Genomic DNA, 22,138 nt, shown 5'->3' on the forward strand with positions numbered 1-22,138 from the left:
CTACGCATAAACACGCGGCGGGCCGTGTCTTGGAGAACTTGTTCAGTTCCGCATGGACATCGGACGCGTCGTCGAGCCGTCACTGTAGGCGATGCACTGCCATGGCGCGCGCTGCGGACCGACCCCCACCATGACTTCGGTGCCAGCCTGAGAGAAGCTGGAGCTGAGCAGAACAACATCTGGATTGTTCGTCTCGACAATCACAGCCCGCATACAAGCCTGCTCGGCCGCCGACACGTTCCGGGTCGGGGTCGGAGCAGAAGCTGCTGCCGCGCTCAGGTAGCGGCCAGCAACCCAGCCGCGTTCGCGCATGTCTGTTATCATCTCTATTTCGCACCAGCGTGTATTGCCGAATCGTTGGCAGCCAATAACGCGGACGGGATTGCCATTGGCCAACGCGCCCACGATGGGGTTCCCGGTGCCCGGCCCGCTACGAACATTCAGAACATCGCCAGAAGGCACGCCGATAACGCGCATCACGTCTGCTGAATTTGCGGCAGGGCGCGTGGATGCCGACGGCGCGGCAGCCTCGCGCAGATACTGACTTACTGCCCAGCCGGTCACACCACCGCCAACCTGGCTGACCTGGCACCAAACGCGCCCTTCGCTCCGCCGACATCCCAGATTGCGAACGACCGTGCCGTTCAAAAGGCCCATCACCACTTGGGCGTTCGTAGAGGGCGCCGCGCGGACGTTAAGGCTCTGTGACACGCCGAAGACCTCCCAAAAGTCAGGGCCACCGGACAGGCCGTCAGCGTAATCTTGACGCGGTGCCGCGCCCCCGATGCTCAGATTCAGCGTATAGTTGGTGCTCTCGTTGCGGCGGGCCGCGTTCCGATTGATGAAGACCTGTATCCGGTAGTCGCCATTGCTCGGCAGAGCGCCGTCAAACCGCAGGCCATTCGTCGCTGCGATGTACATCGCAGCGCCTTCACCGGGACGATCTCCCGGAGCAAAAATGTTGAAATAGGTCGATGGATTCGACGGGAACAATTCCACGACCATGCGCTGCCCAGCACGTGCGCCGAGCAGGTATTCGATCGACTCATAGCCTTTCAGGCTCGCACTTACGGTCGTTCCGCTCTGTCCGGCCGGAAATTGAACTCTCTCGACGTTAGCCTGCTGAGCAGCCGCCATTTGCACACACGCAAGAGTGACTGCGCATGCAATTAATTGAATTAGCTTCATTTTTATCACCCCAAGTTGCGCCTTTCTTTCTGGAGCACTGCAGTCGATCGGCTCCAACGCCAACGCTTCTGTATAAGTCGTGTTCACACTTGGACGGGAAGCGACCAGTTAATCATCACGATAAAGCTGCTGACGACCATGCAAATGTTAACGCATAGTGGTGGTTAACAGTTTCTAGCGCCCCGGTCGTTACATCAGAGTCTCACAGTGCGGTTTTGCGGACTGATCGTGCGCGGTCTTAGCCCGTCGTTCGCGCGATGGCCTCGCGAGACCATCGCAAGGTATCTTCGAGATCACTTGGATCGTTAATCGAAGCCAAGCTCGGGACAGAAGTGCGGGAGGTCAGCTTGTAAGCCTCGCTGGGTCGCACACCGAAGCGGTGTTGGAATGCGTCACTAAAATGCGCGGTAGAACTGAAGCCCAACTCGCAGGCCAGTTCGCTCACATACCCGCGCCGTTGCGGCTGGCCAGCCAAGGCATCTTGGGCGCGGTCCAATTTTACCTTGCATCTAAAGCGCCCAAGCCCACCTTCATAAGCGAAGGCCCGGAAAACGCTTGCGCGCGACAGGCCGAAGTCCCTCGCCACGGTTTCCGCCGACACCTTTTGTGATAATGGGGTTTCCAGAACGCAATGGCGCATGGCAGTGATGGTCGCCGCCCTTACGTCGGCTCTTCGACTTTCTCCAAGAGCGCCATGTAATGCAGCCTCAAGTGCAGCGAGCAGACTCGCATAGTCGGGCTCGCCTTCCTCCAGCGACGCGTAATACGCCTTGATCGAATAGTTCAAAATGCGACCCGCTGGAGTTGTGCCTTTGAAAGTGCGCACGATTGGGTGCTCTGATGGGCGATAGCCGATAATTGCGTGGGGTATGATCAGTGTCTTTTGACAGTGCCTGTCATAGCAGGCGCTCCAGGGGCGAGATTGATCTATGAAATGAACATCGCCCGGACGCAAAAGGTAATTTTCGGGCCCCGACACCTCCTGGATTTCAGCGTGACCGGCTTCATAAACCCGGACTTTGACATAGGGCGCTCTGCTCTGGCCACGTGTTGCGGCCACTGCGTCGATGCGGTGCGCGTTGGCTGAAAATTGGCTAGCAACTATGTCATCTTGCAACCAAAGTTCAGACTTTACGTCTAACCCGTTTCCGTTAGGCAAACGACCGACCCGGTAGGATGAAGGTGACACTTGCTGCCAATAATCGTACTGCACGTCCGAGGGTGCCGCGCGAAGATCGAGGCGTATCAGCATGTTCTTCATACCTCCTGCTTAGTCAGCCCCTGAGCAACACACGTCGGCGCAGCGCATGTTCGTCAACTAGTGCTGACCAAAACTATTGGCGATAAAACCTGCAAGAAAAATAAGCCTGGCAGGGCAGCTGTCCAGTTCCGCCTCAAGTTTCTCACGTGGGCACGCCCCATCCACGTTCGTACTAGGGAGCGAAGAGGCTAATAGAGATGCCTTGTGGAAATACACTGCGAAGCACACGTATGGGAGTCATACATCCCCACCGCTTCCCTCATTCCTCAAGCTTCTCCGTCCTGATTGCATACAGTTGAACAGGCTGTTCACGCCCGATCAACCTACTCTTTTTCCAGATTTGCCGATCGGGGCCTGGCATTGAAACTTTCGCTGAATGGGGACCGGCTTCAAAAACTGATGGGGATACAGGAAGCTGGCATGCTATCCCTAAAGAATGTGCAGGGGAGATCAGCAATTGCGACGGTTTTCGAGACGCAGTCTTCTGGGGTTTTTGGGGGCGGCCGTTTGTGCACGGCCAGGCTATTCCTTAGGGAGCGATCAATTCAAGCTTGGTATTACTCCTGTCTTTCTCGACAACGATGCCAACTTGCTCGACACTCTGGGTACGGCCTTGTCCGAAGCATCCGGTTTCACTGTCGAATTCGAACAAAGAAGAACCTATGAGGAAGTCACCGGGCTATTGCTGCAGGGCGCTGTTGACGCGGCTTGGCTTTGCGGTTTCCCGTTTCTTCAGCATCAGGACGCGTTTTCTCTGCTGGCGGTTCCGGTGTGGCATGGCCAGCCTTTGTATCAATCCTATCTGATCGTCGGCGCCTCGGACACTGCGACGACTCTGGATGACCTCAAAGGCGCCGCGCATGCCTTTTCCGACCCGGATTCAAACTCAGGTTACCTTATGACGGTGACTGATTTGGTCCGCGCTGGTGAAACACCAACCGATTTCTTCAGTCGTTCGATTTTCACCTACGGGCACCGGAATGTTGTCCGGGCGGTGGCAGCGGGGCTGGTCCGCTCCGGCAGTGTGGATGGCTATGTCTGGGAAGTTCTGGCAACAGAGGAACCGGATTTGACCCGCCGAACCAAGGTGATTGCAAAATCGGAGTGGGTCGGGTTTCCACCCTTCTGTGCGCGAAAGGAACGCATGAGTGAGCCGCGCATACGCGCCTTTCAAAAGGCGTTGCTGACGCTCGTCGAACAGCGCACCGGCAAGCAGGCACTGGATCTTCTGCAGCTCGATGGAATGGCTCTTGGAGAACCGGATCTATACGCCGGGATCGCCGCACGGATGCGAGAACTGGAAGCACTGCGGTGAGGCCTGTGCTAAAAAGACTACCACTGACTGCGCGGGTGGCGCTTGTCGCCGCGGGCCTCATGGTGCTTCTAGGAATCGTGGCGTCTCAACAGGTTCTCAGGACACTGGGACTTGTGCAGACCGAGCGTATTCGTGAACTCGCGACCACGCATGTCGAAGCCCTGTCGGTGGCACTGGGCCCGCTTGTGTTGCGCAACGACGTGTGGGAGGTCTACGACACCTTGGAACGCGCCGCCTCGGCTTCGAGCAAGGGGCGCATCGCTTTTACGGCTGTATCTGATGCTTCGGGTCAGGTCCTGGCGGCAAGCGATCCCTTTCGTGCGCCCACAGGAAGTCCGTTCGATGCGCTCGCTCAAGAAGCGCAAGCGCTGGCAGGGCTCAATTTTTCCGGATCTCAGGCCACTATTCGGCTCACTGCGCCACTTGTTTTTCAAGGGCGGCGCGTGGGGCGCATCGCCACCGAGTTGAATGTCGCTGATCTTGTTGCCGAACGGGCGAGGGTAGCGCGCCTGCTGGTTCTGTGGAATGCCCTCGTCACGGGCGGTCTCGCACTGGTCGGGTTCTTTGCCATGCGCCGGATGATGGCGCCCGTCACGCTCCTGGCTGAAAAAATGAGCGTTTCAGCCGAAGCGCCCGAACCGATCACCGACCGTGAACTGCTTTCAATGGAGAGCGAATTCGGTCGTCTGGCGCGAACCTATAACACCATGGCGAATGCCGTGAGAGAAAAGGCCGAGGCAGAGCGGCGGCTGGCGGAGCGAGAGCGGTTCGTAAGCCTGGGTCGGTTATCGTCTTCCCTGGCTCACGAAATCAATAATCCGCTCGGCGGTTTGCTGAATGCAACAGACACCATCCAGACCTATGCCGACAATCCCGAGGTCGTCCGAAAGTCGACCGAGCTTCTCGAACGCGGCCTTCGTCACCTACGTGACGTCGTACGGGTGACTCTGGAACAGAACCGGATCGACAGAGCGGGATCACCCGCCGGTCCAGATGACTTCGAAGACCTGCAGCTCTTGATCGGCCCCGAAATCCGACGGAGAGCCCAAAAATTGGTTTGGGAAATCGAAGTCGATCAAGTTACGCTGGCCCGTTTTCCTTCGGCGCAGCTTCGCCAGATTCTGCTGAATCTCCTGCTGAATGCATGTTCAGCTGCAGGTCAGGGTGGCGAGGTTTCTCTGCGGGCAACCGAGGAGGAAACAGGGTTGCGACTTCGGGTTGTCGATTCTGGCCCTGGGCTGGATGATGCCGCGCGGCAGCGTTTACTATCATCCGATCCAGTGCCTCCCGGCGGCGGCGTCGGTTTGCGCCTCGTTCACGACCTGGTGCACGATATGAACGGCAAGATCGAAGTGCAAAGAACAAGCAGTGCGAACGCCATCGAATTAGTGCTTCCGTATGCGAAAGAGGTCGACAACTGAGATGCTGAATGGGTTTCGCCTCGTTTTGGTGGAGGACGACGAGATCATGGGCTCGTCATTGTTGCAGCGGCTCGAGCTGGAGGGCGCTTCAGTGCAATGGTTCAAACAGGCTCGTCCCGCGCTGGGAGCACTGCGAACGCCACGCGTTCCAGTTAACGCCGTGATCTGCGACATTCGTTTGCCCGACGGTGACGGCGAAAGCCTGTTCAACACCCTCTGCCAAACGGTGAATCCACCGCCATTTCTTTTCATTACCGGACACGGTGGGGTCGAACAGGCCGTGCGCCTCATGCAGGCGGGCGCGGCAGAATACGTCACCAAGCCGTTCGAGATGCCGGTTTTCCTCGACCGGCTTTCTATGCTCCTGAATGCGCAATCCGATGATCAGGCAGACCCAACGATTGGCATTTCTTCTGCAGCACTCCGGGTGGACGAACTCGCGCTTCAGGCGGCAGCGTCCGACCGGCCTGTCCTTATCCGCGGTGGTCCCGGTACCGGCAAGGCACTGGTTGCGAGACGCATCCACGATCAATCTGATCGGCGAGCCGCCCCCTTTGTAACTGTGAACATCGCCCGGGACCCTAACCTTGATGCGGCTTTGTTCGGAGAGCAGGGCGCCGTGAGGACGGTCGGCGATGGGACGCTGTTCCTGCAGGCGCTGAGCCGCCTTCCCGGTGAACAGCAGCTCAAATTACTGCACGTCTTGGACGATGGTTTCGACGGGCGTATCATTGCCTCGTGCGGTCACGACATGGAACAGATCATGGCGGGCGGAGGGTTTCTACCTGACCTGTACTTCCGGCTCGACATGCTGGAAATTCCCGTGCCACCGCTTGCGGATCGTACGGACGATGCGGTCTGGCTGGCGTCAAGGCTATTTGACCAATTCAATGCCCGACGAAAGACGCCGCTGAGCGGTATCAGCCGGCTTGCGGAACAGGCCATCCGGGCACATGACTGGCCGGGCGGCGGACGCGAGGTGCGATCGCGTCTGGCAAGAGCGATCGAGACAGCTTCTGGTGACCATCTTCAGCCTGCCGACCTGTTTCCCGAACGCATCGCCGGCGAGGACCGGATCATGACGCTTGCCGAAGCCCGCGCGGCCGCGGAACGCCGGCAGATCATCGAAGCGCTCGAGCGTGTCGACGGACAAATTGGACAGGCGGCAAAGCTGCTCGATGTGTCGCGGACCACTCTTTGGGACAAGATGCAGAAATTGGGACTGTCTGGCCAATCCGACTGAACGGATTCCCTGCAGACGTGTTCGGAAACCTGAACACGAAAAAATATCGCATAAAAATCATATATTTAACCAAAGTATTTCGGCCCGGATCGACCATCGCCTAACGTCCGCTCAATGCTATCCTTCCAGAGGAATTTGAAGGGAGGACTCTGAAATGAGCAACAAATGCAACCGGCTTGTCGATGTCGGCCGCCGGCAATTCATGCGTGGCGGTGCCTTTGCCGTCGCAGGCGCTGCGGCCGCAACCGTGACGAGCGCCCCGGCCCAGGCCTCGCCAGCCAACGCGCAGCTTGACTACCCGTCAAACAGGCTGGCCAACATTGCCGATCTTGCGGTCAACGAACCGATGGATATCGAATACCCTGACGCCGACAGCCCGGGCATCTTGCTGAAGCTCGGAGAGGCGGTCGAAGGTGGCGCCGGACCGGACGGCAATATCGTCGCCTATTCGGTTCTGTGCCCGCACAAGGGTTGGTACCTGACCTACAGTGCCGAGGATCGCAGCCTCAACTGCCCCGGCCACTTCTCTCGCTTCGACGCCGAGGTCGGCGGACAGCAGATCTGGGGCCACGCAACCCAGAACCTTCCGCAATTCACCCTGCGCGTCGATGCCAAGGGCGACATCTACGCCGAAGGCTGCAGCGACCTGATCTTCGGTCGTCCGTCCAACGTGCTCTGAGGGGAGGAAAGAAAATGGCCTATAAGAGACAAATCGATCGCCTGCCCATTCCGCCCGCGGATGCAAAGGTTCAAAACGTCACCTGCCACTATTGCATCGTCGGCTGCGGCTACAAGGCCTACACCTGGCCGCGCAACAAGCAGGGCACGTTGGAAAACAATGCCTTTGGTATCAATCTCGGCGAGCAGCAGCCGGCTGATGGGACCTGGCTGGCGCCGTCCATGTACAACATGGTCCGGCAGAATGGACAGGACGTGCATCTCGCCGTTGTGCCCGACCACGAATGCGTGGTGAACTCGGGACTTGCCTCGATCCGCGGCGCGCGCATGGCCGAGAACCGCCCAAGCCGTGTGACTGGCACCCAGCAGCAGCGTCTGTCGGACCCACTCGTTTGGCGAAACGGGGTATGGCAGCCCACCACCTGGAACGATGCGCTTGATCTTGTTGCGCGCGTGACAGCCAAGATCGTCAACGAATACGGCGAGGATGAACTCGTCGTGTCGATGTTCGACCACGGTGGTTCGGCCGGCGGCTACGAAAACACCTGGGCCACGGGCAAGCTGTATTTCGACAGCATGAAGGTGAAGAACTGCCGTATCCACAACCGTCCGGCGTACAACTCGGAAGTGCATTCGTCGCGCGACATGGGTGTGGGTGAGCTGAACTACAGCTATTCCGACTACGAGGTGACCGATACGATCTTCATGATCGGCGCCAACTCGCTGGAAACCCAGACCAACCTGTTCCTCAATCACATGGTTCCGGGGCTGCGCAACGGGGCCAAGTTCATCATGGTGGACCCGCGCCGCACGGTCACGGTGAATGCCGCCGAAGAGGTCGCCGGAAAGGACAACGTCCTGCATCTGGCGATCACGCCGGGCACCGACATGGCGCTGTTCAACGCGCTGCTCACCTATATCGTCGACAATGGCTGGACCGACAATGACTTCATCGCGGCCTCGACCTTCCAGGGTGGCGAAGCGGTTGCCGAGGGATCTAGCCAGCCGGCCGGTCTGGGTAGCCTCAACTATGCCATGCAGACCTGCCGCACCTCGATCGAAGAAGCGGCCGGAATCTGTGGCGTGGACGCCGCCGATATCGTCAAGGCCGCCGAATGGATCGCCAAGCCGCATGATGACGGGGCGCGCCGCAAATGCGTCACCGCCTATGAAAAGGGCATCATCTGGGGCAACGACAACTACCGCACGATCGGCGCCTTGGTGAACATCTCGCTGGCGACCGGTAATATCGGCCGGGAAGGCGGTGGCTGCTGCCGTCTGGGTGGCCACCAGGAAGGCTACTACCGTCCGTCCGACGCCCATGTGGGCCGGCCCGCCGAATATGTCGACCAGCTTTTGATCAAGGGTGGCGGTAAGGTCTACCACGTCTGGGCCTGCGACCATTACAAGACGACGCTCAACGCCTCGCAGTTCAAGCGGGTGCTCAAGAAGCGGTCTGACATGGTCAAGGAGGCAATGGACGCCGCCGCTGGCGGTACCCGCGAAGAACTGGTCGATGCTATCGTCGGGGCGGTCAATGCCGGTGGCATCTTCGTGGTGGATGTCGACATCATCCATTCGCAAATCGGTCAGAACGCGCATGTTCTCCTGCCTGCCTGTGAATCGAACGAGATGAATCTCACCTCGATGAACGGCGAACGGCGGATGCGCCTGTCCGAGCGCTACATGGATCCCTTCGGCAACTCCAAACCCGACTGCCTGATCGCAGCCGGCGTTGCCCAGCACATGGAGGCTGCCCTCCGCGATCTGGGCAATGATGCCTACGCCGACCAGTTCAAAGGCTATGACTGGGAAACCGAGGAAGACGCCTTCATGGACGGCTACAACGCCGGCAACCCGGAAGTGACCTATGAGCGCCTGCGCGCCATGGGCAACAACGGGGTGCAGGAGCCTGTCGCGGGCTACGAGAACGGCCAACTTGTCGGCACGCCGCGACTTTATGCCGATGGCAACTTCGACCGGCATGGACGGGACGACAAGAAGGCGCTGTTCTGCGCGGCCCAATGGCGCGGCTATGCCGCCGCCGGCAAGGCGCGCGAAGCCGAGAACCACAACTTCTTCGTCAACAACGTTCGCGCCAACATCTTCTGGCAGAACCAGTTCCTGGACCAGGACAGCGACTTCGTTCAGGATCGTTTCCCCTATCCGTTCATCGAGATGAACGCCGCCGACATGGCCGATCTGGGCATCTCGGCCGGCGACCTCATCGAGATCACCAACGAGAACGGCGCGACGCAGGGCATGGCCTATCCCACTGACACCGCCAAGCGGGGCCAGGTGGCGATGGTGTTTGGCTCACCGGCGGGCAGCCAGGGCAACGTGGTGAACCCGGGCGTCAGTGAGCTGATCCTCCCGGAATACAAGCTCACCTTCGGCAATGTCCGCAAACTCGCGGATGCCCCGCCGCAGGCTCGGGCCGTGTCCTTCAAGTCGAAGGAATACAAGGCCTGATACTTGTGAAAACCACTGGAGCGGGCGGCCTTGGCGCCGCCCGTTTCCTGCTTAGGTGACGCCATGCAAATAGCCGAAATAGTCGAGCGTCGATCGGTTTCGCCGCGACGGTTGTCTGAGCCGGGTCCGACCCCCGCGCAACTGAATGCGATCATCGAAGCCGCTTGCGCGGCTCCGGATCACCGTCGGCTGCGTCCCTGGCGGTTCGTCCTGATCCGGACGGAAGCGAGAGAAGCCTTTGCCGACCTGTTCGAGGCTGCGGCACGGGAAACGCATGGCAAACTGAACAGCGATCATGTCAAACGGGCTCGTGAGAAGGCGACGAATGGCGCCTGCCTGATTGCGGTCATCGCCGAGATCCGGGACAACATTCGGGACGTTCCACCACATGAGCAATGGGTATCTGTCGGCGCTGCGGTTCAAAATATCCTGCTCGCCGCCAAATCTTTCGGCTTCGGATCGATGTTAGTCAGCGGGGACAAGGTTTCGACCCGGGCCTTGACCGGGGGGCTTGGGCTGGCGCCCGAAGAGCACTTGTTGGGTTTTGTGGCTATTGGAACGATTTCCAAGCAACCGGGTACTGCAGAGCGGCCAGGAGCCAAAGAGAAACTTTCATACTGGCCGAAGGAAGAAATACGGGGGGTGAAATGATGAAATGCACAACAAACAGTGTCGAGGATCCCTGTTGCTTCGATGAGCGCACAGGCGTCGGGGGGCTTGTCCCAGTGAATGATGCGATTTCGCGTGGATTATCACTTGCCAGTGAAGTTGATGGCACCGAGGTCGTCGATCTGGACGTGGCGATCGGTCGGGTTCTGGCCGAAGACCTGTTAGCCCCCTTTCCCTTGCCGCCGTTCGACAACTCGGCGATGGACGGCTACGTCTTTCGCAGCGGGGACTTGTCCGGGTCCGGACCGTGGCGCCTTCGGGTAACCGGGCGCGTAGCGGCGGGTGAGAACGCGAGCGAAGCCGGTATTGTAGGTGAGGGTGAAGCCTTTCGCATCTTCACCGGAGCCGGCATTCCCAAAGACGGGGATGCTGTTGTCATGCAGGAACATGTCCGGCGTCTCGGAGATTTCATCGAACTCGAAGACCCTGTCACCCCGGGCAGCTGCATCCGCCGAGAAGGCGAGGATGCCGCAAAAGGCTCACTGCTGCTGCCGAAAGGTAGCCTTGTTGGCGCGCGGGAGATTGGCGCGATTGCTTCGGTCGGATTACCCCGGATTCGGGTTCGCAGAAAGGTCCGCATTGCACTGTTCTGTACCGGCAGCGAGCTCCGACAGCCCGGAGAAAGCCTTGCGCCAGGTCAAATCTACAATTCCAACCGGTTCATCCTGATGGCAGCCTTGCGGCAACCTTGGATCGAGCTTTCCGACATGGGCGCAGTTGTAGATGATCCCGATAAGTTGCGCGACGTGCTGACACGCGCAGCAGAAACTGCCGACATGGTGGTGACCACGGGAGGCGTATCGGTCGGCGAGGAAGACCACATGGTAGAGCAGCTGCGCGGCGCCGGCGGCAAAATCGAGGTGATGAAGATCGCCATGAAACCCGGAAAACCGCTGTCGATTGGAACGCTGAACGGCGCCGTTTTCGTCGGCTTGCCGGGCAATCCGGTTGCCGCATTCACAACCTGGAAGATCATCGGCAGCCGTATCGCCGAGAAACTTTCCGGGCAAGGCGACCACGAACAACCTGTTTCACAGGTTGTGGCGTCGGAAAGCTTCACCCGGCGGCCTGGGCGGCAGGAATTCAGACCCGCAAAGATCGTCGGCTTCTCGCCAGACGGCAGGCCCCAGGTTCAACTGCTTGACCAGAGCTTTTCAGCCAAGATCTCGCTGATCTGCAAATCGGATGGGTTTGCGGTGATCCCAGCGCACAGTGAGCGCATCGCGTCCGGTGACCAATTGGACTTCGTTCGGTTGTGAGCCGATCGTGCGGGTTGGACTAAGATGGGACCTGATTCAATATTGCTGATCGGTACGATCCTGGCAGTGATCGCGATGCTTTATTCCTCGGTCGGTCATGGCGGCGCTTCCGGCTATATCGCAATTCTGGCCCTGTTTGGCCTCGCACCAGAGATCGTGCGGCCCGTTGCACTTTCCCTGAACGTGGTTGTCGCCGGACTGGCCAGCTATCGGTTCGCAAGAGGCGGCTTTATCGATTGGGGTTCAGCTATCCCGATTTTTATCGCGTCGGTTCCCATGGCCTTTATCGGTGGTGGAATCGTCTTGCCCGACGAGTTGTATCGTCCGCTCCTCGGAACGCTCCTTACCTTCGCGGCAGCTTATCTGATCTGGCAGACAACACGTTTAAGCGCTGCATACTCGGCAGCAACACGAGGCATTCCTCGTTTTGGCGGGATGGCTTCCGGGGCAGGTATCGGTTTTGTGTCCGGGTTGTCAGGCATTGGCGGCGGGGTCCTTCTGAGCCCGTTTTTCCTGATCACCGGATGGGCTGGCGCGCGGCAAACTGCTGGTATTGCAGCCGTATTCATCCTGGCCAATTCGCTGGCAGGACTGGCGGGCAACTTCGTTGCGCTCAAGACGTTGCCCTCGCAGACGCTTCCCTGGGTGGGAATGGTACTCATTGGCTCGATCGTCGGGACGGGTTTGGGCGTGCGTATTCTTCCTGTGAAGCCCTTGATTTGGCTCCTCGCAGTGGCGGTTCTGATATCCGGCTTGAAATTCGTTTTTCTTTGATCTCTGGAGGCACGTTGCGACTTTGAAGAAGAGAGGTCTGGATGGAGATTGACGTTTTGTATTTCGCGTGGGTCCGTGAACGGATCGGGCTGCCGAGGGAGACGGTCGAGGTCGATGGCGGGACGGTGCTCGACCTGGTAAACGAGCTCGCAGCCGGGAAGACCGCTACTCGCTGGCCTTTTCTGATCTGAGTGCGCTGCGGATCGCACTGGATCAAGAACTGACATCTTTCGACGCCCGTCTGAAAGGCGTACGCGAGGTTGCGTTCTTTCCGCCAATGACCGGCGGCTAGGCCATACCGCGAACGGCCTCGCCTTAACAATTAGGCTTGTCTGTCGCCAACTATTCCAATATTCGTGAATTATGGAATCTTTACAAATTGACCGACTCACAGCTCTTGGCCACGCTGGAAGAATGGCGTTGTTTCGCCTGCTTGTCCGGCGATATCCGGAATTCGTGCCCGCGGGCGAACTCGCAGATGCTCTCGGCGTGAAAAAGAACACCATGTCGGTCTATCTCTCGGCACTCGTTCGCGCCGGATTGCTGAAGCAACGTCGCGACGGCCGCAACCTGCTCTACCAAGCAGACATCGACGGTGCCGACGATCTAGTTTCCTATCTTTTCGACGACTGCTGCAGAGGCCGGCCAAGCCTCTGCGTTTCACATATGGTTTCGGAACATGACGCCGATGCAGGTGCCCGAAAAATGCCAGAGGCCCATACATATAATGCTCTGTTCGTCTGCACGGGCAATTCCGCCCGCTCTCTTTTTGCTGAAGCGCTTCTGCGTGATCTCGGTAGCGGAAGGTTCAATGCCTATTCCGCGGGAACGCACCCTTCGTCACATCCGAACCCGATCGCCATGGAAATGCTGCACGCGAAGGGTCATGACATCTCGCCTTTGCGATCAAAGGGCGTTGACGAGTTTCAGGCGGATGGTGCGCCAATCATGGATTTCGTATTCACCGTCTGCGATCAGGCGGCAAACGAAGAGTGCCCGGCTTGGGCTGGGCAGCCGATCACGGCGCATTGGGGTGTACCCAACCCGGTAAAAGCGAAGGGCACCGATGCCGAAAGACAGCTGGCATTTCAGCAAGCCTACGGGATCCTCAAGAACCGAATATCGCTGTTCACAGCGCTGCACCCAGAAAACCTCGAACGCGCCACCCTGCAGGCGCGTCTGGATGACATATCGACACAAGGAGACCCGAAATGACCGTTTATGCTGTCAACGGCCTTGGCCGCATGGGCAAGCTCGCCTTACGCCCGCTTCTGGAACGCGGTGCGGAAATTGCCTTCATCAACGACGCGGTGGGCGATCCGGCAATGTACGCCCATCTTCTGGAATTCGACACTGTGCACGGCCGCTGGCCTGCCGCTTTCTCACATGAGGCCGATAGCATCTCCATCAATGGGACCCGCATTCCGGCCTTCACCACGCGCAGCCCGGCTGAGTTGCCGCTGCACGGCGTCGATGTGGTGATCGAATGCACGGGGGCCTTCAAGACCTCGGCTAAGCTCGCCCCTTATTTCGACGCGGGTGTGAAGAAGGTCGTCGTCTCAGCCCCGGTCAAGGAAGACGAGGCGGCCAACATCGTCTATGGTGTCAACCACGACATCTACGATCCCGCCAAACACCGGATCGTCACCGCCGCCAGTTGCACCACCAACTGCCTGGCGCCAGTGGTCAAAGTCGTGCTCGAAAAATTCGGGATAAAGCATGGCTCGATGACCACGATCCACGATGTCACCAATACCCAGACCATCGTCGATCGGCCGGCGAAAGACCTACGTCGCGCGCGCTCGGCACTCAACAGCCTCATTCCGACCACAACTGGGTCTGCCAAGGCAATCACCCAGATATTCCCGGAACTAACCGGCAAGCTGAACGGCCACGCGGTGCGGGTGCCACTCTTGAACGCCTCGCTGACCGACATGGTGTTCGAATTGGAGCGCGAAACAACCGCCGATGAGGTGAATGCCGCCTTCAAGGCCGCCGCAGAGGGGTTGCTGAAAGGCATCCTAGGCTACGAGGAACGCCCGCTGGTCTCCTGCGATTTCATCAACGACGACCGCAGCACAATCGTCGATGCTATCAGCACCATGGTGATCAACGGTACCCAGCTCAAGGTCTATGCCTGGTATGACAACGAATGGGGCTATGCGCAGCGCCTGGTGGATGTTGCCCTAATGGTTGGCAATTCGCTGTGAGCAAACCCGAGGGGTTGGCGGCCTATATCGCCGTCACCGCCGCCTACTGGGCGTTCATGCTGACCGACGGCGCGCTCAGGATGCTGGTGCTGCTGCATTTCCACACACTTGGCTTCAGCCCGGTGCAGCTGGCTTATCTGTTCGTGGTTTACGAAGTCGCTGGCATGATTACCAACCTGTCGGCGGGCTGGATCGCGGCACGTTTCGGGTTGACCACGACGCTCTATGCCGGTCTTGCCCTACAGATCGGGGCACTGATCGCGCTTGCGCAGCTCGACCCGAGCTGGGCCGTCGGTGCATCGGTCGTCTACGTGATGGCGGTGCAGGGGATATCTGGCGTGGCCAAGGACCTGGCCAAGATGTCGTCGAAATCGGCGGTGAAACTGCTTGCGCCCAAGGAAGGTGATGGGCTGTTCCGCTGGGTTGCCGTGCTGACCGGCTCGAAAAACGCGGTCAAGGGGCTGGGCTTCCTGCTTGGTGCGGCACTGCTGGCGTTCTTCGGCTTCAAAGCATCGGTCTGGGGCATGGCCGCGGTGCTGGCTGCGATCCTCGCTGCGGTCATGGCGCGGATGCCCGCCGGCCTGCCACGCGGGCGCAAGGACGCCAGGTTCCGCGAAGTCTTCTCGAAGAACCGCAATGTCAACTGGCTGAGCTTCGCCCGCGTCTTCCTGTTCGGCGCCCGCGATGTCTGGTTCGTGGTGGGCATTCCGATCTATTTCCATGCGGTCCTGTCGGGCGGCGGCGAGGAAGGCGCCCGTACCGCGTTCTTCCTTGTTGGCGGGTTCATGGCGATCTGGATCATCCTCTACGGCGCCGTGCAGGCTTCGGCGCCGAAACTCCTGAATTCCGCCAGTCAGTCGATGAACGGCACGATCGCCGCCGCGCAGCGCTTTGTCGCCCTGTTGGCCGTGGTTCCCGCCGCACTCGCCTTTGCCGCCTTGACGGCAGGACAGCCTACTGGCTGGTTGACCAGCGTTCTCGTGGTCGGTCTTCTGATATTCGGCGCCCTGTTCGCCATCACCTCGTCGCTTCATTCCTACCTGATCCTGGCCTTCACCCACGAAGGGCGCGTCACGATGGATGTGGGCTTTTACTACATGGCCAATGCAACCGGGCGGTTGATCGGCACAGTGCTGTCAGGCGTCAGCTATCAGATGGGTGGGCTTGCATTGTGCCTCGCCACGGCTGCGGCAATGCTGATGGTAAGCTATGGAGCCACTTGGCGGCTAAGTAAAAACAATGAAACGGAAAACAACGCATGAGCCTTTTTGAAAGATATCTTTCGGTCTGGATATTCCTCGCCATCGTCCTGGGAATCGTCCTGGGCAATCTCATGCCGGGGCTGTTCGCGCTGGTCGCGTCGGCTGAATTTGCCAAGGTCAATCTTGTCATTGCGGTGCTGATCTGGGCCATGGTTTACCCGATGATGGTCGGAGTCGATCCGGCATCGCTAAAGGATGTGGCGCGCCAACCACGTGGGCTCTTGATCACCCTCGTCGTCAATTGGTTGATCAAACCCTTTACCATGGCGTTCCTGGGGGTTCTGTTCTTTGAGTACATCTTCTCCGACATGATCGCACCCGAAGACGCCACGCAATACATCGCCGGGCTGATCCTGCTGGGCGCCGCACCCTGCACGGCCATGGTGTTTGTCTGGTCGCACCTGACAAGGGGCGATGCAAATTACACGCTGGTGCAGGTCTCGGTGAATGACCTGATCATGGTTTTTGCCTTTGCGCCGATCGTCGCGTTCCTCTTGGGCGTCACCGATATCGAGGTGCCGTGGGAAACCCTGCTTTTGTCGGTTGTGCTGTTCATCGTACTGCCCCTGGTCGCAGGGCTGATGACACGCCGCGGGCTGGGCAACGTCGCCGCAATCCATGCTTTCCAGGGGAAAATCAAGCCGTTCTCCGTCGTTGGTCTGATCGTGACGGTCCTGATTCTGTTTGGCCTGCAGGGGCCGAGCGTGATGGCAAACCCTGCCTTAATCGTCCTGATTGCCATTCCCATCCTGATCCAGAGTTACGGCATCTTCGCCGTTGGCTATGCAGCGGCCTTTTTCCTCAGGGTGCCCCACCGCATCGCCGCGCCTTGTGCGCTGATCGGTACCTCGAACTTTTTCGAACTGGCAGTAGCGGTCGCGATCAGCCTCTTCGGTCTTCATTCGGGCGCGGCTCTGGCAACCGTTGTCGGCGTTCTGGTCGAAGTTCCGGTGATGCTGTCGCTGGTCGCATTCGCAAACCGCACCCGTGCGCGTTTCCCCGAGGACCCAGCGTGACGATAGCGATCCACCACAATCCGGACAGCAGGACATCCCGCAATGTTCTGGCCTTCATACATGTCGTATGTGAAGGGGCATTCAATGGTGCGCTAAAACTGTGAGGAGGCTAAATGACCGAGATGGCTACGCACAAACCTTGCTACGGCAAAATGTTCCCTGAAGTGCCGGGACCTTCAAACTCAGACCCAAAGACGGGTAAGGTTTTTAGTTTTGCCTCCGAGAGTATGGGGCTAGCGCCGCCAACGATGCGAGCTGAGCACAGTGCTGCAGAATGGGACGATTGTCTGAAATGCGAAGACTTTGACAGCTGCTACAAGCTGTCCACTGGAAAGCTATTGTTGCTGGCGGCGATAAAAGGAAAATAGGATCGAGTTGAAAATTCATTCAAATAGCTGGTTCCAGCATGGAAGGAGAGATAGTTGACAAAAGAAGCGTTCCGTCAAGTCATTTATAACAAACCAAGAATCGCCCCATTCAAAGCCGAACCAAGGTAATTGGGGTGGCAAGGCAGTGTACACCTGACCACCCCGTCCCTGTATCAGGTGTGTCGTTTGGTTTCAGACCTGATCTGCGGAAATGCAGAGGGGTACGGTTTTTTCGGCAGGCTGAATGTCCGGTCTTTCCGATATAACCCGCAGGTTCGCAGTCGCAGCGAATTCACACTTCCCGCCCCTTTCCGTCGAATGCTGCACTTAAGATCAAAGTCGCAGCAGGTTTCAAAGCGGACATGTGCCTCTGCTCAAGCGTTAATACCCGATTGCCTCCAGCAGCCGGTCGAGCAGCGCGAGAATCTTCTTGGCGTGGGCCTTTTCGTCTAGAAGGAGTTCTCGGATGCCTTCGTCTTCCTCGGTTTCCAGGTCCTTGTTGATCTCGTCGAGTTCCTCCTGCCACATTGCGCGCTGTTGCTGCCATTTCTCCAACTCGGCAACGTCTTCCTTTGTCATCGGGCCCTGGATACGTGCCTCTCCCGTTTTGAAGTCGATCCTGACCTGGTCGGGATGCGGTAGCGGATCTGGCAAATGCGTGATCCCCAGCTCTTTCCTGCGCTGCAGTTCTTCGTCCCATTCGACCTTGTAAGCAATCGCGGTCTGCACCCACTCGTCTGAGAGCCGCCTGTTTTGCTGTTCCGTTGCATTCAGCAACTCCGTGAACAGTCTCTGCGACCGATGCTATCCCCAAATCCGACATTATTTGGGATGGCGGAAGAGTGGGCTTACCGGTTCAATGCGATATCTCTTCCTGAATTCGCGGAGCACCATTTCGAGCGTCGCCTCAAAGGTGCTCTGGTCAAACATCATCGTCTTCTTTGCCTCGTGGAGATACCGCCAGTCGACAAATGCATCTTTGTGCTGTGAAAGAATGTCACGAATACCGTAGTCGATGAAAAAGACACTGGGATGATGTGGGTTCACTGATCGCTTGAACTCCTCGTCAAGCCTCTGCTGGCTTTCGGGCAGCAAGGCATCAAACAGCTTTGTCAGGTCATGCGACTTGACTACATTTGGATCGTCGTGGTCGAAAACGAACCATGCTTTGAGCGCCAATTCCATCGAAAGCGCCAACAGCATTGGCTCCACACCGACATGTTCGCGGTCGGCCCAGTCTTCAATCTCCTCAAATTGCTGGTCTGGAAAGCTCTTTGTCTTTCGCAAAATCGCCCTAGCGGCATCGCCAATCCTGATTGCTGTCGATAAACGAGCGCTCATGATCAGTCCTCTAGTTTGCCCGTACCCAGTTTGGAAACCAAGCGACCCTCATGCAAGAAGGCAATCGCACGGTTCAGACGGCCCACACCAGCCGTTCACGGCCTTCCCGGTCGCTGCAGCGCAGCTTCCCCTAACCGGACCTTCACGTGACGACGCAGTATTTACCCAACCCGTGAGGAAATTGGTTGGCACCCTGTGTCTGATCCTGCGTGGTATCTTCTTGCACGCCGGCCGCAATGCGGCGGGCACGTTCTTCAGCGGCGTCCCAGATCGCCTCGATAGCTTCGGGCGTGCGCGCAACGTCGTCGTCCGAAATCTGTGTCGGACTGGTCGGACAAGTCGGACTGTATTGATTTAGTTGACTAATTTCTGTCCGACTCGATTCTCGGGTAGTCAGACTGGTCGGACCGCTGTCCGACTTGTCCGACTTGTCCGACATCGTGCGGATTGGTCTAGTCATCGCCGGCACCAAGGATTGGGCCCTTTATCACGTAGACACGCGGGCGACCCGGAATCGCGGTGGGCGCCCTTTGAGCTAGGTTGCGACCGTCACCGGACTCTAGGAAACCTTCATCGCGCACGTACTTTGCGCAACGGACCGGATCGTGCCCGGCGTGGATTTCGTGCCACGCGTCGGTCGCGATGTAGTAGGTCTCGCCTCTAGTCCAGCCGGCCCGATTGAGGATGGTGCGGGGGGCATCACCGTCCAAGTTTTCGAATTTGGACGAGCCATGGGCAGAAATAAATGCCCTGAGGCGGATGACCGCGTCTCTTGCCTCCTTCTGACCGGCTCCACCGCGCCCATTGAGCCATAGCTCAAGCCCGGTAAGGGCCGCATTAATGGCTGCTTCGGGTTGCCAGCCCGTTATGCCCCAAGCGGTCGCCAGTTCGCCGGCCGCTGCGATCAGTCCGAATCGGGCCACGGCGCGGCTTGTCTGACCGTCAGACGTCAGGTCAAATTTTTCGGCCGCGATAGCCTTGAAACTGTCGATAAACTCACGAGCCTGACGGGTAGCTTCGTTCATGTTCCTCAGCAGGTGCTCGACGAAGGCCGGCCCAGCAGTGCCGAAGGCGGTTGCCGCTTTAAGACGAATCTCATCAGCGAAGGCTGCGGGATCAGAATGCCGGTTCAGATCATCGAATGCACCGTGAGTCTGACCATCCGCCAGTATGTCCAAGAGACGCACCTCTTGGCCGGCGCGACTTGTCTGTCCCGCTTCGGTCATCTTGTCAGCCAAGCTGATTTCGCCACTGGACAAGATTGAGGTCTTCCACCGTGCCGCTGGGCGTGCCGTGCCGGTGCGTGAAGCGCGCGCTTTTCCTTGGCCATTGGCGAGCATGTAAGCGGTCTTGCCTGCCTCACGCGCATCGATCTCGCCCATTTCGTCCAGCGCAATGAGACTGCCGTTGCACGCCGCAGCGACTCCTTCAAGACCGTTCGATGTCGCCCGCCATGACTGCAAGAACTTGGGCGATCCCCAGACAGACACAGCGACGCGCAGAACCGTCGACTTGCCGCGTGACGATGCCCCACGAAGGTGAATGCCGCCGCCTTCGGTATGCATCGGCTCGAACAACGCACCGGCAAAGGCCAGGGACACTGCCAGCACCATCAATGGGTTCCCCTCGCAAGCTGCTGCCACGGTGCTACGCCAGTCTTCGAGAGTGCCAGCATCACGCATCTCGGCTGCGGCGCCGGGAGCATGGCTCGACTGAAACACGAACCCTCCGTCGCCGATTACCCGGCCGGTCCCAAACACGAACGCACGGCAGCTTTCGTCAGCCCAACCAAGCCGCTTGGTCGTGGTGACGCGCCCTTCACGCCTTAGTGTCTTTGCGCGCATCTTCTGGGAACTGGCAGAGCCGGGGTCGGATGGTGAAACCATCATGATCGACAGCACCCATATGAAAGCGTACCGAACAGCGACAAGCCTCTCAAAAGGGGGACTCGGACACGAGCTATCGGTCGAACCAAAGGCGGCCTGAACAGCAAGTTGCACACGGTCTGCGACGAACGCGGGCGGCCTCTGACTTTCTTCCTCTCAGCCGGGCAGATGAGTGATGCCAAAGGTGCGTTGGCTTTGCTCGGCAGCCTGCCACCTGCCAAGATACTGTTGGGCGATAAAGGATATGACGCAGACTGGTTCCGGGAGGCGTTGACTGAACGCGGGATCAATGCGTGCATCCCCGCACGTCGAGGAAGAAGGAACCCTGCCGAACACGACGCCACGCGCTACCGAAAGCGGCATCGCATCGAGAACCTGTTCGCTCGGTTGAAAGACTGGCGTCGTATCGCCACCCGTTATGATCGATGTGGCGATCTGTTCCTTTCGGCGATCTGCATCGCTGCGACCGTCATCTTTTGGTTATGAGTCCTGACCCTAGATTTAAGTCGCCAAAAACCACGGGTTCTGCACCAAAGTGAAAATATGCTGTCTTTGACTGCGTTTCCAAACACTATGGGGAAAAACAGTTTGGAAGTTGCTACGGTAGCTGTGCTCCGCGTTAATCCTCGTGCGATTTGTTCTTCAGCCACAGCGCTAGAGCCGTGCTCAAGCCAACCAATACAAACAGGGTTACACGGACGGCGCCACCTTGGTCTTGGTTTGTCACCCCGTGCAGCGCAACGAACCAACCATTCAGGATCAGATAGAGCGTTATTGCGATGGTGGCTGCCTTGGCGGGAACCAAAGAAAAAACGGTACCGATCGCCCACAGGCCGAGTAAAGCATTTGAAGCAATGCGGATTGGTTCAACTTGGTCGGTTGCGACGTGAATAATGATATCGAAGAGCTGAACGCTGAGCAACGCAGCGACCAACCCTAACACTGGATTTTTTCTTTTCATGGAAACCGCTAACCCTTGTCTATGCTCTTTGCCCACAAACTTACGGCATTTGGTCAAAACGTGAAAAGGGGCCATCTTCCGCTGCAGTTACCTGCCGATCACAGCCTCCCGGGTCGCTGCAGCGCAGCTTCCCCGAACCGGACGTTCACTTGGCGACGCAGCTTTTTCCCACGGCGAACGACCGCAACGCGGGAAAATTCGGTCATCAAACTCGCCGTCCCCTAAAATTCGCAGAAAGCCTTGATAGCCAAAACTGGCCTCGGCTTGTTGTTGCAGCTCCGCGGTGGGGGAAAGCTGCCAATAGTCTTCCAGAATGGGTGTCCAAACTTTGAATTTCGAAGCGCGTCACAATCCGAAAATCAAATTGGAAAACCACCAAATCGGTCAATCCAAATGTGCTGCTCGATGGTTGCACGTTGCGTCCGAAATCACGAACAAACCTAGCTTTTGACTTATTCTGTCCAAGAACCGCGAGCATGTTTTCCTTCTAGTAGTCTGATGTTGGTCGGTTTGAGCGCCCGCTCTCGTTGTGTTCCCAGTTCGACTTATTTGGAAGTGTCAGAAACGCGGAGCGTCAAGATAAATGGCGACAATTACCGGCACCAGCGGCAAAGACATCCTGGACGGGACCGTCGATGACGATCTGATCAGTGGGCTCGGCGACGACGACTCGCTTACCGGTGATGTAGGCAACGATACTCTGGACGGCGGTGACAGGAACGACACGTTGTCTGGTGGTGACGGTAATGACTCGCTAATCGGCGGAGCCGGCAACGATTCCCAGCTGGGCGGCGCGGGCAATGACACCTTCTCG

At 58.3% G+C, this 22,138-nt stretch carries 20 protein-coding genes and 2 pseudogenes; 16 read left to right on the plus strand and 6 right to left on the minus strand.

All coding sequences use genetic code 11. From position 1 onward, the window contains the following. Nucleotides 1-42 precede the first annotated feature (42 nt). Both NO357_RS21165 and NO357_RS21170 read right to left on the minus strand, forming a co-directional pair. Nucleotides 43-1,245 carry an SH3 domain-containing protein gene (locus NO357_RS21165; RefSeq protein ID WP_306737754.1) on the minus strand — a complete coding sequence of 401 codons (1,203 nt, stop codon included), beginning with the start codon at nucleotides 1,243-1,245 and terminating at the stop codon, nucleotides 43-45. Between the two features lie 181 nt (nucleotides 1,246-1,426). Beyond that, nucleotides 1,427-2,449 carry a helix-turn-helix domain-containing protein gene (locus NO357_RS21170; RefSeq protein ID WP_306737755.1) on the minus strand — a complete coding sequence of 341 codons (1,023 nt, stop codon included), beginning with the start codon at nucleotides 2,447-2,449 and terminating at the stop codon, nucleotides 1,427-1,429. Between the two features lie 436 nt (nucleotides 2,450-2,885). Between NO357_RS21170 and NO357_RS21175 the strand changes: the two genes are divergently transcribed. The 14 genes and pseudogenes from NO357_RS21175 to NO357_RS21240 all read left to right on the plus strand — a co-directional run bounded on the left by NO357_RS21175 (nucleotide 2,886) and on the right by NO357_RS21240 (nucleotide 17,136). Further along, on the plus strand, nucleotides 2,886-3,764 hold the full coding sequence (locus NO357_RS21175; protein ID WP_376744414.1) for a substrate-binding domain-containing protein: 879 nt from the start codon (nucleotides 2,886-2,888) through the stop codon (nucleotides 3,762-3,764). A 35-nt stretch (nucleotides 3,765-3,799) separates the two neighbouring features. Continuing rightward, nucleotides 3,800-5,185 (plus strand): sensor histidine kinase, encoded by a 1,386-nt coding sequence (locus NO357_RS21180; RefSeq protein WP_306737757.1) that lies wholly within the window; start codon nucleotides 3,800-3,802, stop codon nucleotides 5,183-5,185. Nucleotide 5,186: 1 nt separating this feature from the next. Beyond that, complete coding sequence (locus NO357_RS21185; protein ID WP_306737758.1) at nucleotides 5,187-6,428, plus strand: sigma-54-dependent transcriptional regulator; 1,242 nt, start codon at nucleotides 5,187-5,189, stop codon at nucleotides 6,426-6,428. A 154-nt stretch (nucleotides 6,429-6,582) separates the two neighbouring features. After that, entirely contained in the window at nucleotides 6,583-7,107 is a 525-nt protein-coding gene (locus tag NO357_RS21190) for an arsenate reductase (azurin) small subunit (protein ID WP_306737759.1), read from the plus strand. Between the two features lie 14 nt (nucleotides 7,108-7,121). Beyond that, a complete protein-coding gene (locus NO357_RS21195) occupies nucleotides 7,122-9,578 on the plus strand; it encodes an arsenate reductase (azurin) large subunit (protein ID WP_306737760.1) in 2,457 nt (818 codons plus the stop codon). 63 nt (nucleotides 9,579-9,641) lie between these two features. Next, nucleotides 9,642-10,229: a nitroreductase family protein gene (locus tag NO357_RS21200; RefSeq protein ID WP_306737761.1), complete on the plus strand. Its 588-nt coding sequence runs from the start codon at nucleotides 9,642-9,644 to the stop codon at nucleotides 10,227-10,229. Then, nucleotides 10,229-11,506 (plus strand): molybdopterin molybdotransferase MoeA, encoded by a 1,278-nt coding sequence (locus NO357_RS21205; protein WP_306737772.1) that lies wholly within the window; start codon nucleotides 10,229-10,231, stop codon nucleotides 11,504-11,506. Before NO357_RS21200 ends, NO357_RS21205 begins: the two co-directional genes overlap by 1 nt. A gap of 42 nt (nucleotides 11,507-11,548) precedes the next feature. Next, on the plus strand, nucleotides 11,549-12,280 hold the full coding sequence (locus NO357_RS21210; protein WP_306737762.1) for a sulfite exporter TauE/SafE family protein: 732 nt from the start codon (nucleotides 11,549-11,551) through the stop codon (nucleotides 12,278-12,280). A gap of 47 nt (nucleotides 12,281-12,327) precedes the next feature. Further along, nucleotides 12,328-12,572 (plus strand): annotated as a pseudogene (moaD, locus tag NO357_RS21215) (molybdopterin converting factor subunit 1). A 71-nt stretch (nucleotides 12,573-12,643) separates the two neighbouring features. Further along, nucleotides 12,644-13,495 carry an arsenate reductase/protein-tyrosine-phosphatase family protein gene (locus tag NO357_RS21220; RefSeq protein ID WP_306737763.1) on the plus strand — a complete coding sequence of 284 codons (852 nt, stop codon included), beginning with the start codon at nucleotides 12,644-12,646 and terminating at the stop codon, nucleotides 13,493-13,495. Beyond that, a complete protein-coding gene (locus NO357_RS21225) occupies nucleotides 13,492-14,490 on the plus strand; it encodes an ArsJ-associated glyceraldehyde-3-phosphate dehydrogenase (protein WP_306737764.1) in 999 nt (332 codons plus the stop codon). The genes NO357_RS21220 and NO357_RS21225 overlap by 4 nt, the downstream gene beginning before the upstream one ends. After that, nucleotides 14,487-15,752, plus strand: coding sequence for an organoarsenical effux MFS transporter ArsJ (arsJ, locus tag NO357_RS21230; RefSeq protein ID WP_306737765.1), 1,266 nt, complete (start codon nucleotides 14,487-14,489; stop codon nucleotides 15,750-15,752). Before NO357_RS21225 ends, arsJ begins: the two co-directional genes overlap by 4 nt. Beyond that, complete coding sequence (gene arsB, locus NO357_RS21235; protein WP_306737766.1) at nucleotides 15,749-16,768, plus strand: ACR3 family arsenite efflux transporter; 1,020 nt, start codon at nucleotides 15,749-15,751, stop codon at nucleotides 16,766-16,768. The genes arsJ and arsB overlap by 4 nt, the downstream gene beginning before the upstream one ends. A gap of 113 nt (nucleotides 16,769-16,881) precedes the next feature. Next, entirely contained in the window at nucleotides 16,882-17,136 is a 255-nt protein-coding gene (locus tag NO357_RS21240) for a hypothetical protein (RefSeq protein WP_306737767.1), read from the plus strand. Nucleotides 17,137-17,517: 381 nt separating this feature from the next. On the opposite strand, the gene NO357_RS21245 is transcribed toward NO357_RS21240, so the two are convergent. The 3 genes from NO357_RS21245 to NO357_RS21255 form a co-directional block, all read right to left on the minus strand. Further along, nucleotides 17,518-17,865 (minus strand): hypothetical protein, encoded by a 348-nt coding sequence (locus NO357_RS21245; protein WP_306737768.1) that lies wholly within the window; start codon nucleotides 17,863-17,865, stop codon nucleotides 17,518-17,520. 93 nt (nucleotides 17,866-17,958) lie between these two features. Further along, a complete protein-coding gene (locus tag NO357_RS21250; RefSeq protein ID WP_306737769.1) occupies nucleotides 17,959-18,477 on the minus strand; it encodes a hypothetical protein in 519 nt (172 codons plus the stop codon). Nucleotides 18,478-18,929: 452 nt separating this feature from the next. Further along, complete coding sequence (locus NO357_RS21255; RefSeq protein WP_376744415.1) at nucleotides 18,930-20,366, minus strand: DUF927 domain-containing protein; 1,437 nt, start codon at nucleotides 20,364-20,366, stop codon at nucleotides 18,930-18,932. Here NO357_RS21255 and NO357_RS21260 point away from each other — a divergent pair. Then, nucleotides 20,308-20,849 (plus strand): annotated as a pseudogene (locus tag NO357_RS21260) (IS5 family transposase); the annotation flags it as partial. The gene NO357_RS21255 and the pseudogene NO357_RS21260 overlap by 59 nt on opposite strands. Nucleotides 20,850-20,982: 133 nt before the next feature. Here the strand turns inward: NO357_RS21260 and NO357_RS21265 are convergent. Continuing rightward, complete coding sequence (locus NO357_RS21265; RefSeq protein WP_306737770.1) at nucleotides 20,983-21,324, minus strand: hypothetical protein; 342 nt, start codon at nucleotides 21,322-21,324, stop codon at nucleotides 20,983-20,985. Between the two features lie 583 nt (nucleotides 21,325-21,907). Here NO357_RS21265 and NO357_RS21270 point away from each other — a divergent pair. Beyond that, nucleotides 21,908-22,138: calcium-binding protein (locus NO357_RS21270; RefSeq protein ID WP_306737771.1), on the plus strand; the 231-nt coding region annotated here is incomplete at its 3' end.

The organism is Marimonas arenosa, assembly GCF_030848945.1.
GTDB lineage: Bacteria > Pseudomonadota > Alphaproteobacteria > Rhodobacterales > Rhodobacteraceae > Marimonas > Marimonas arenosa.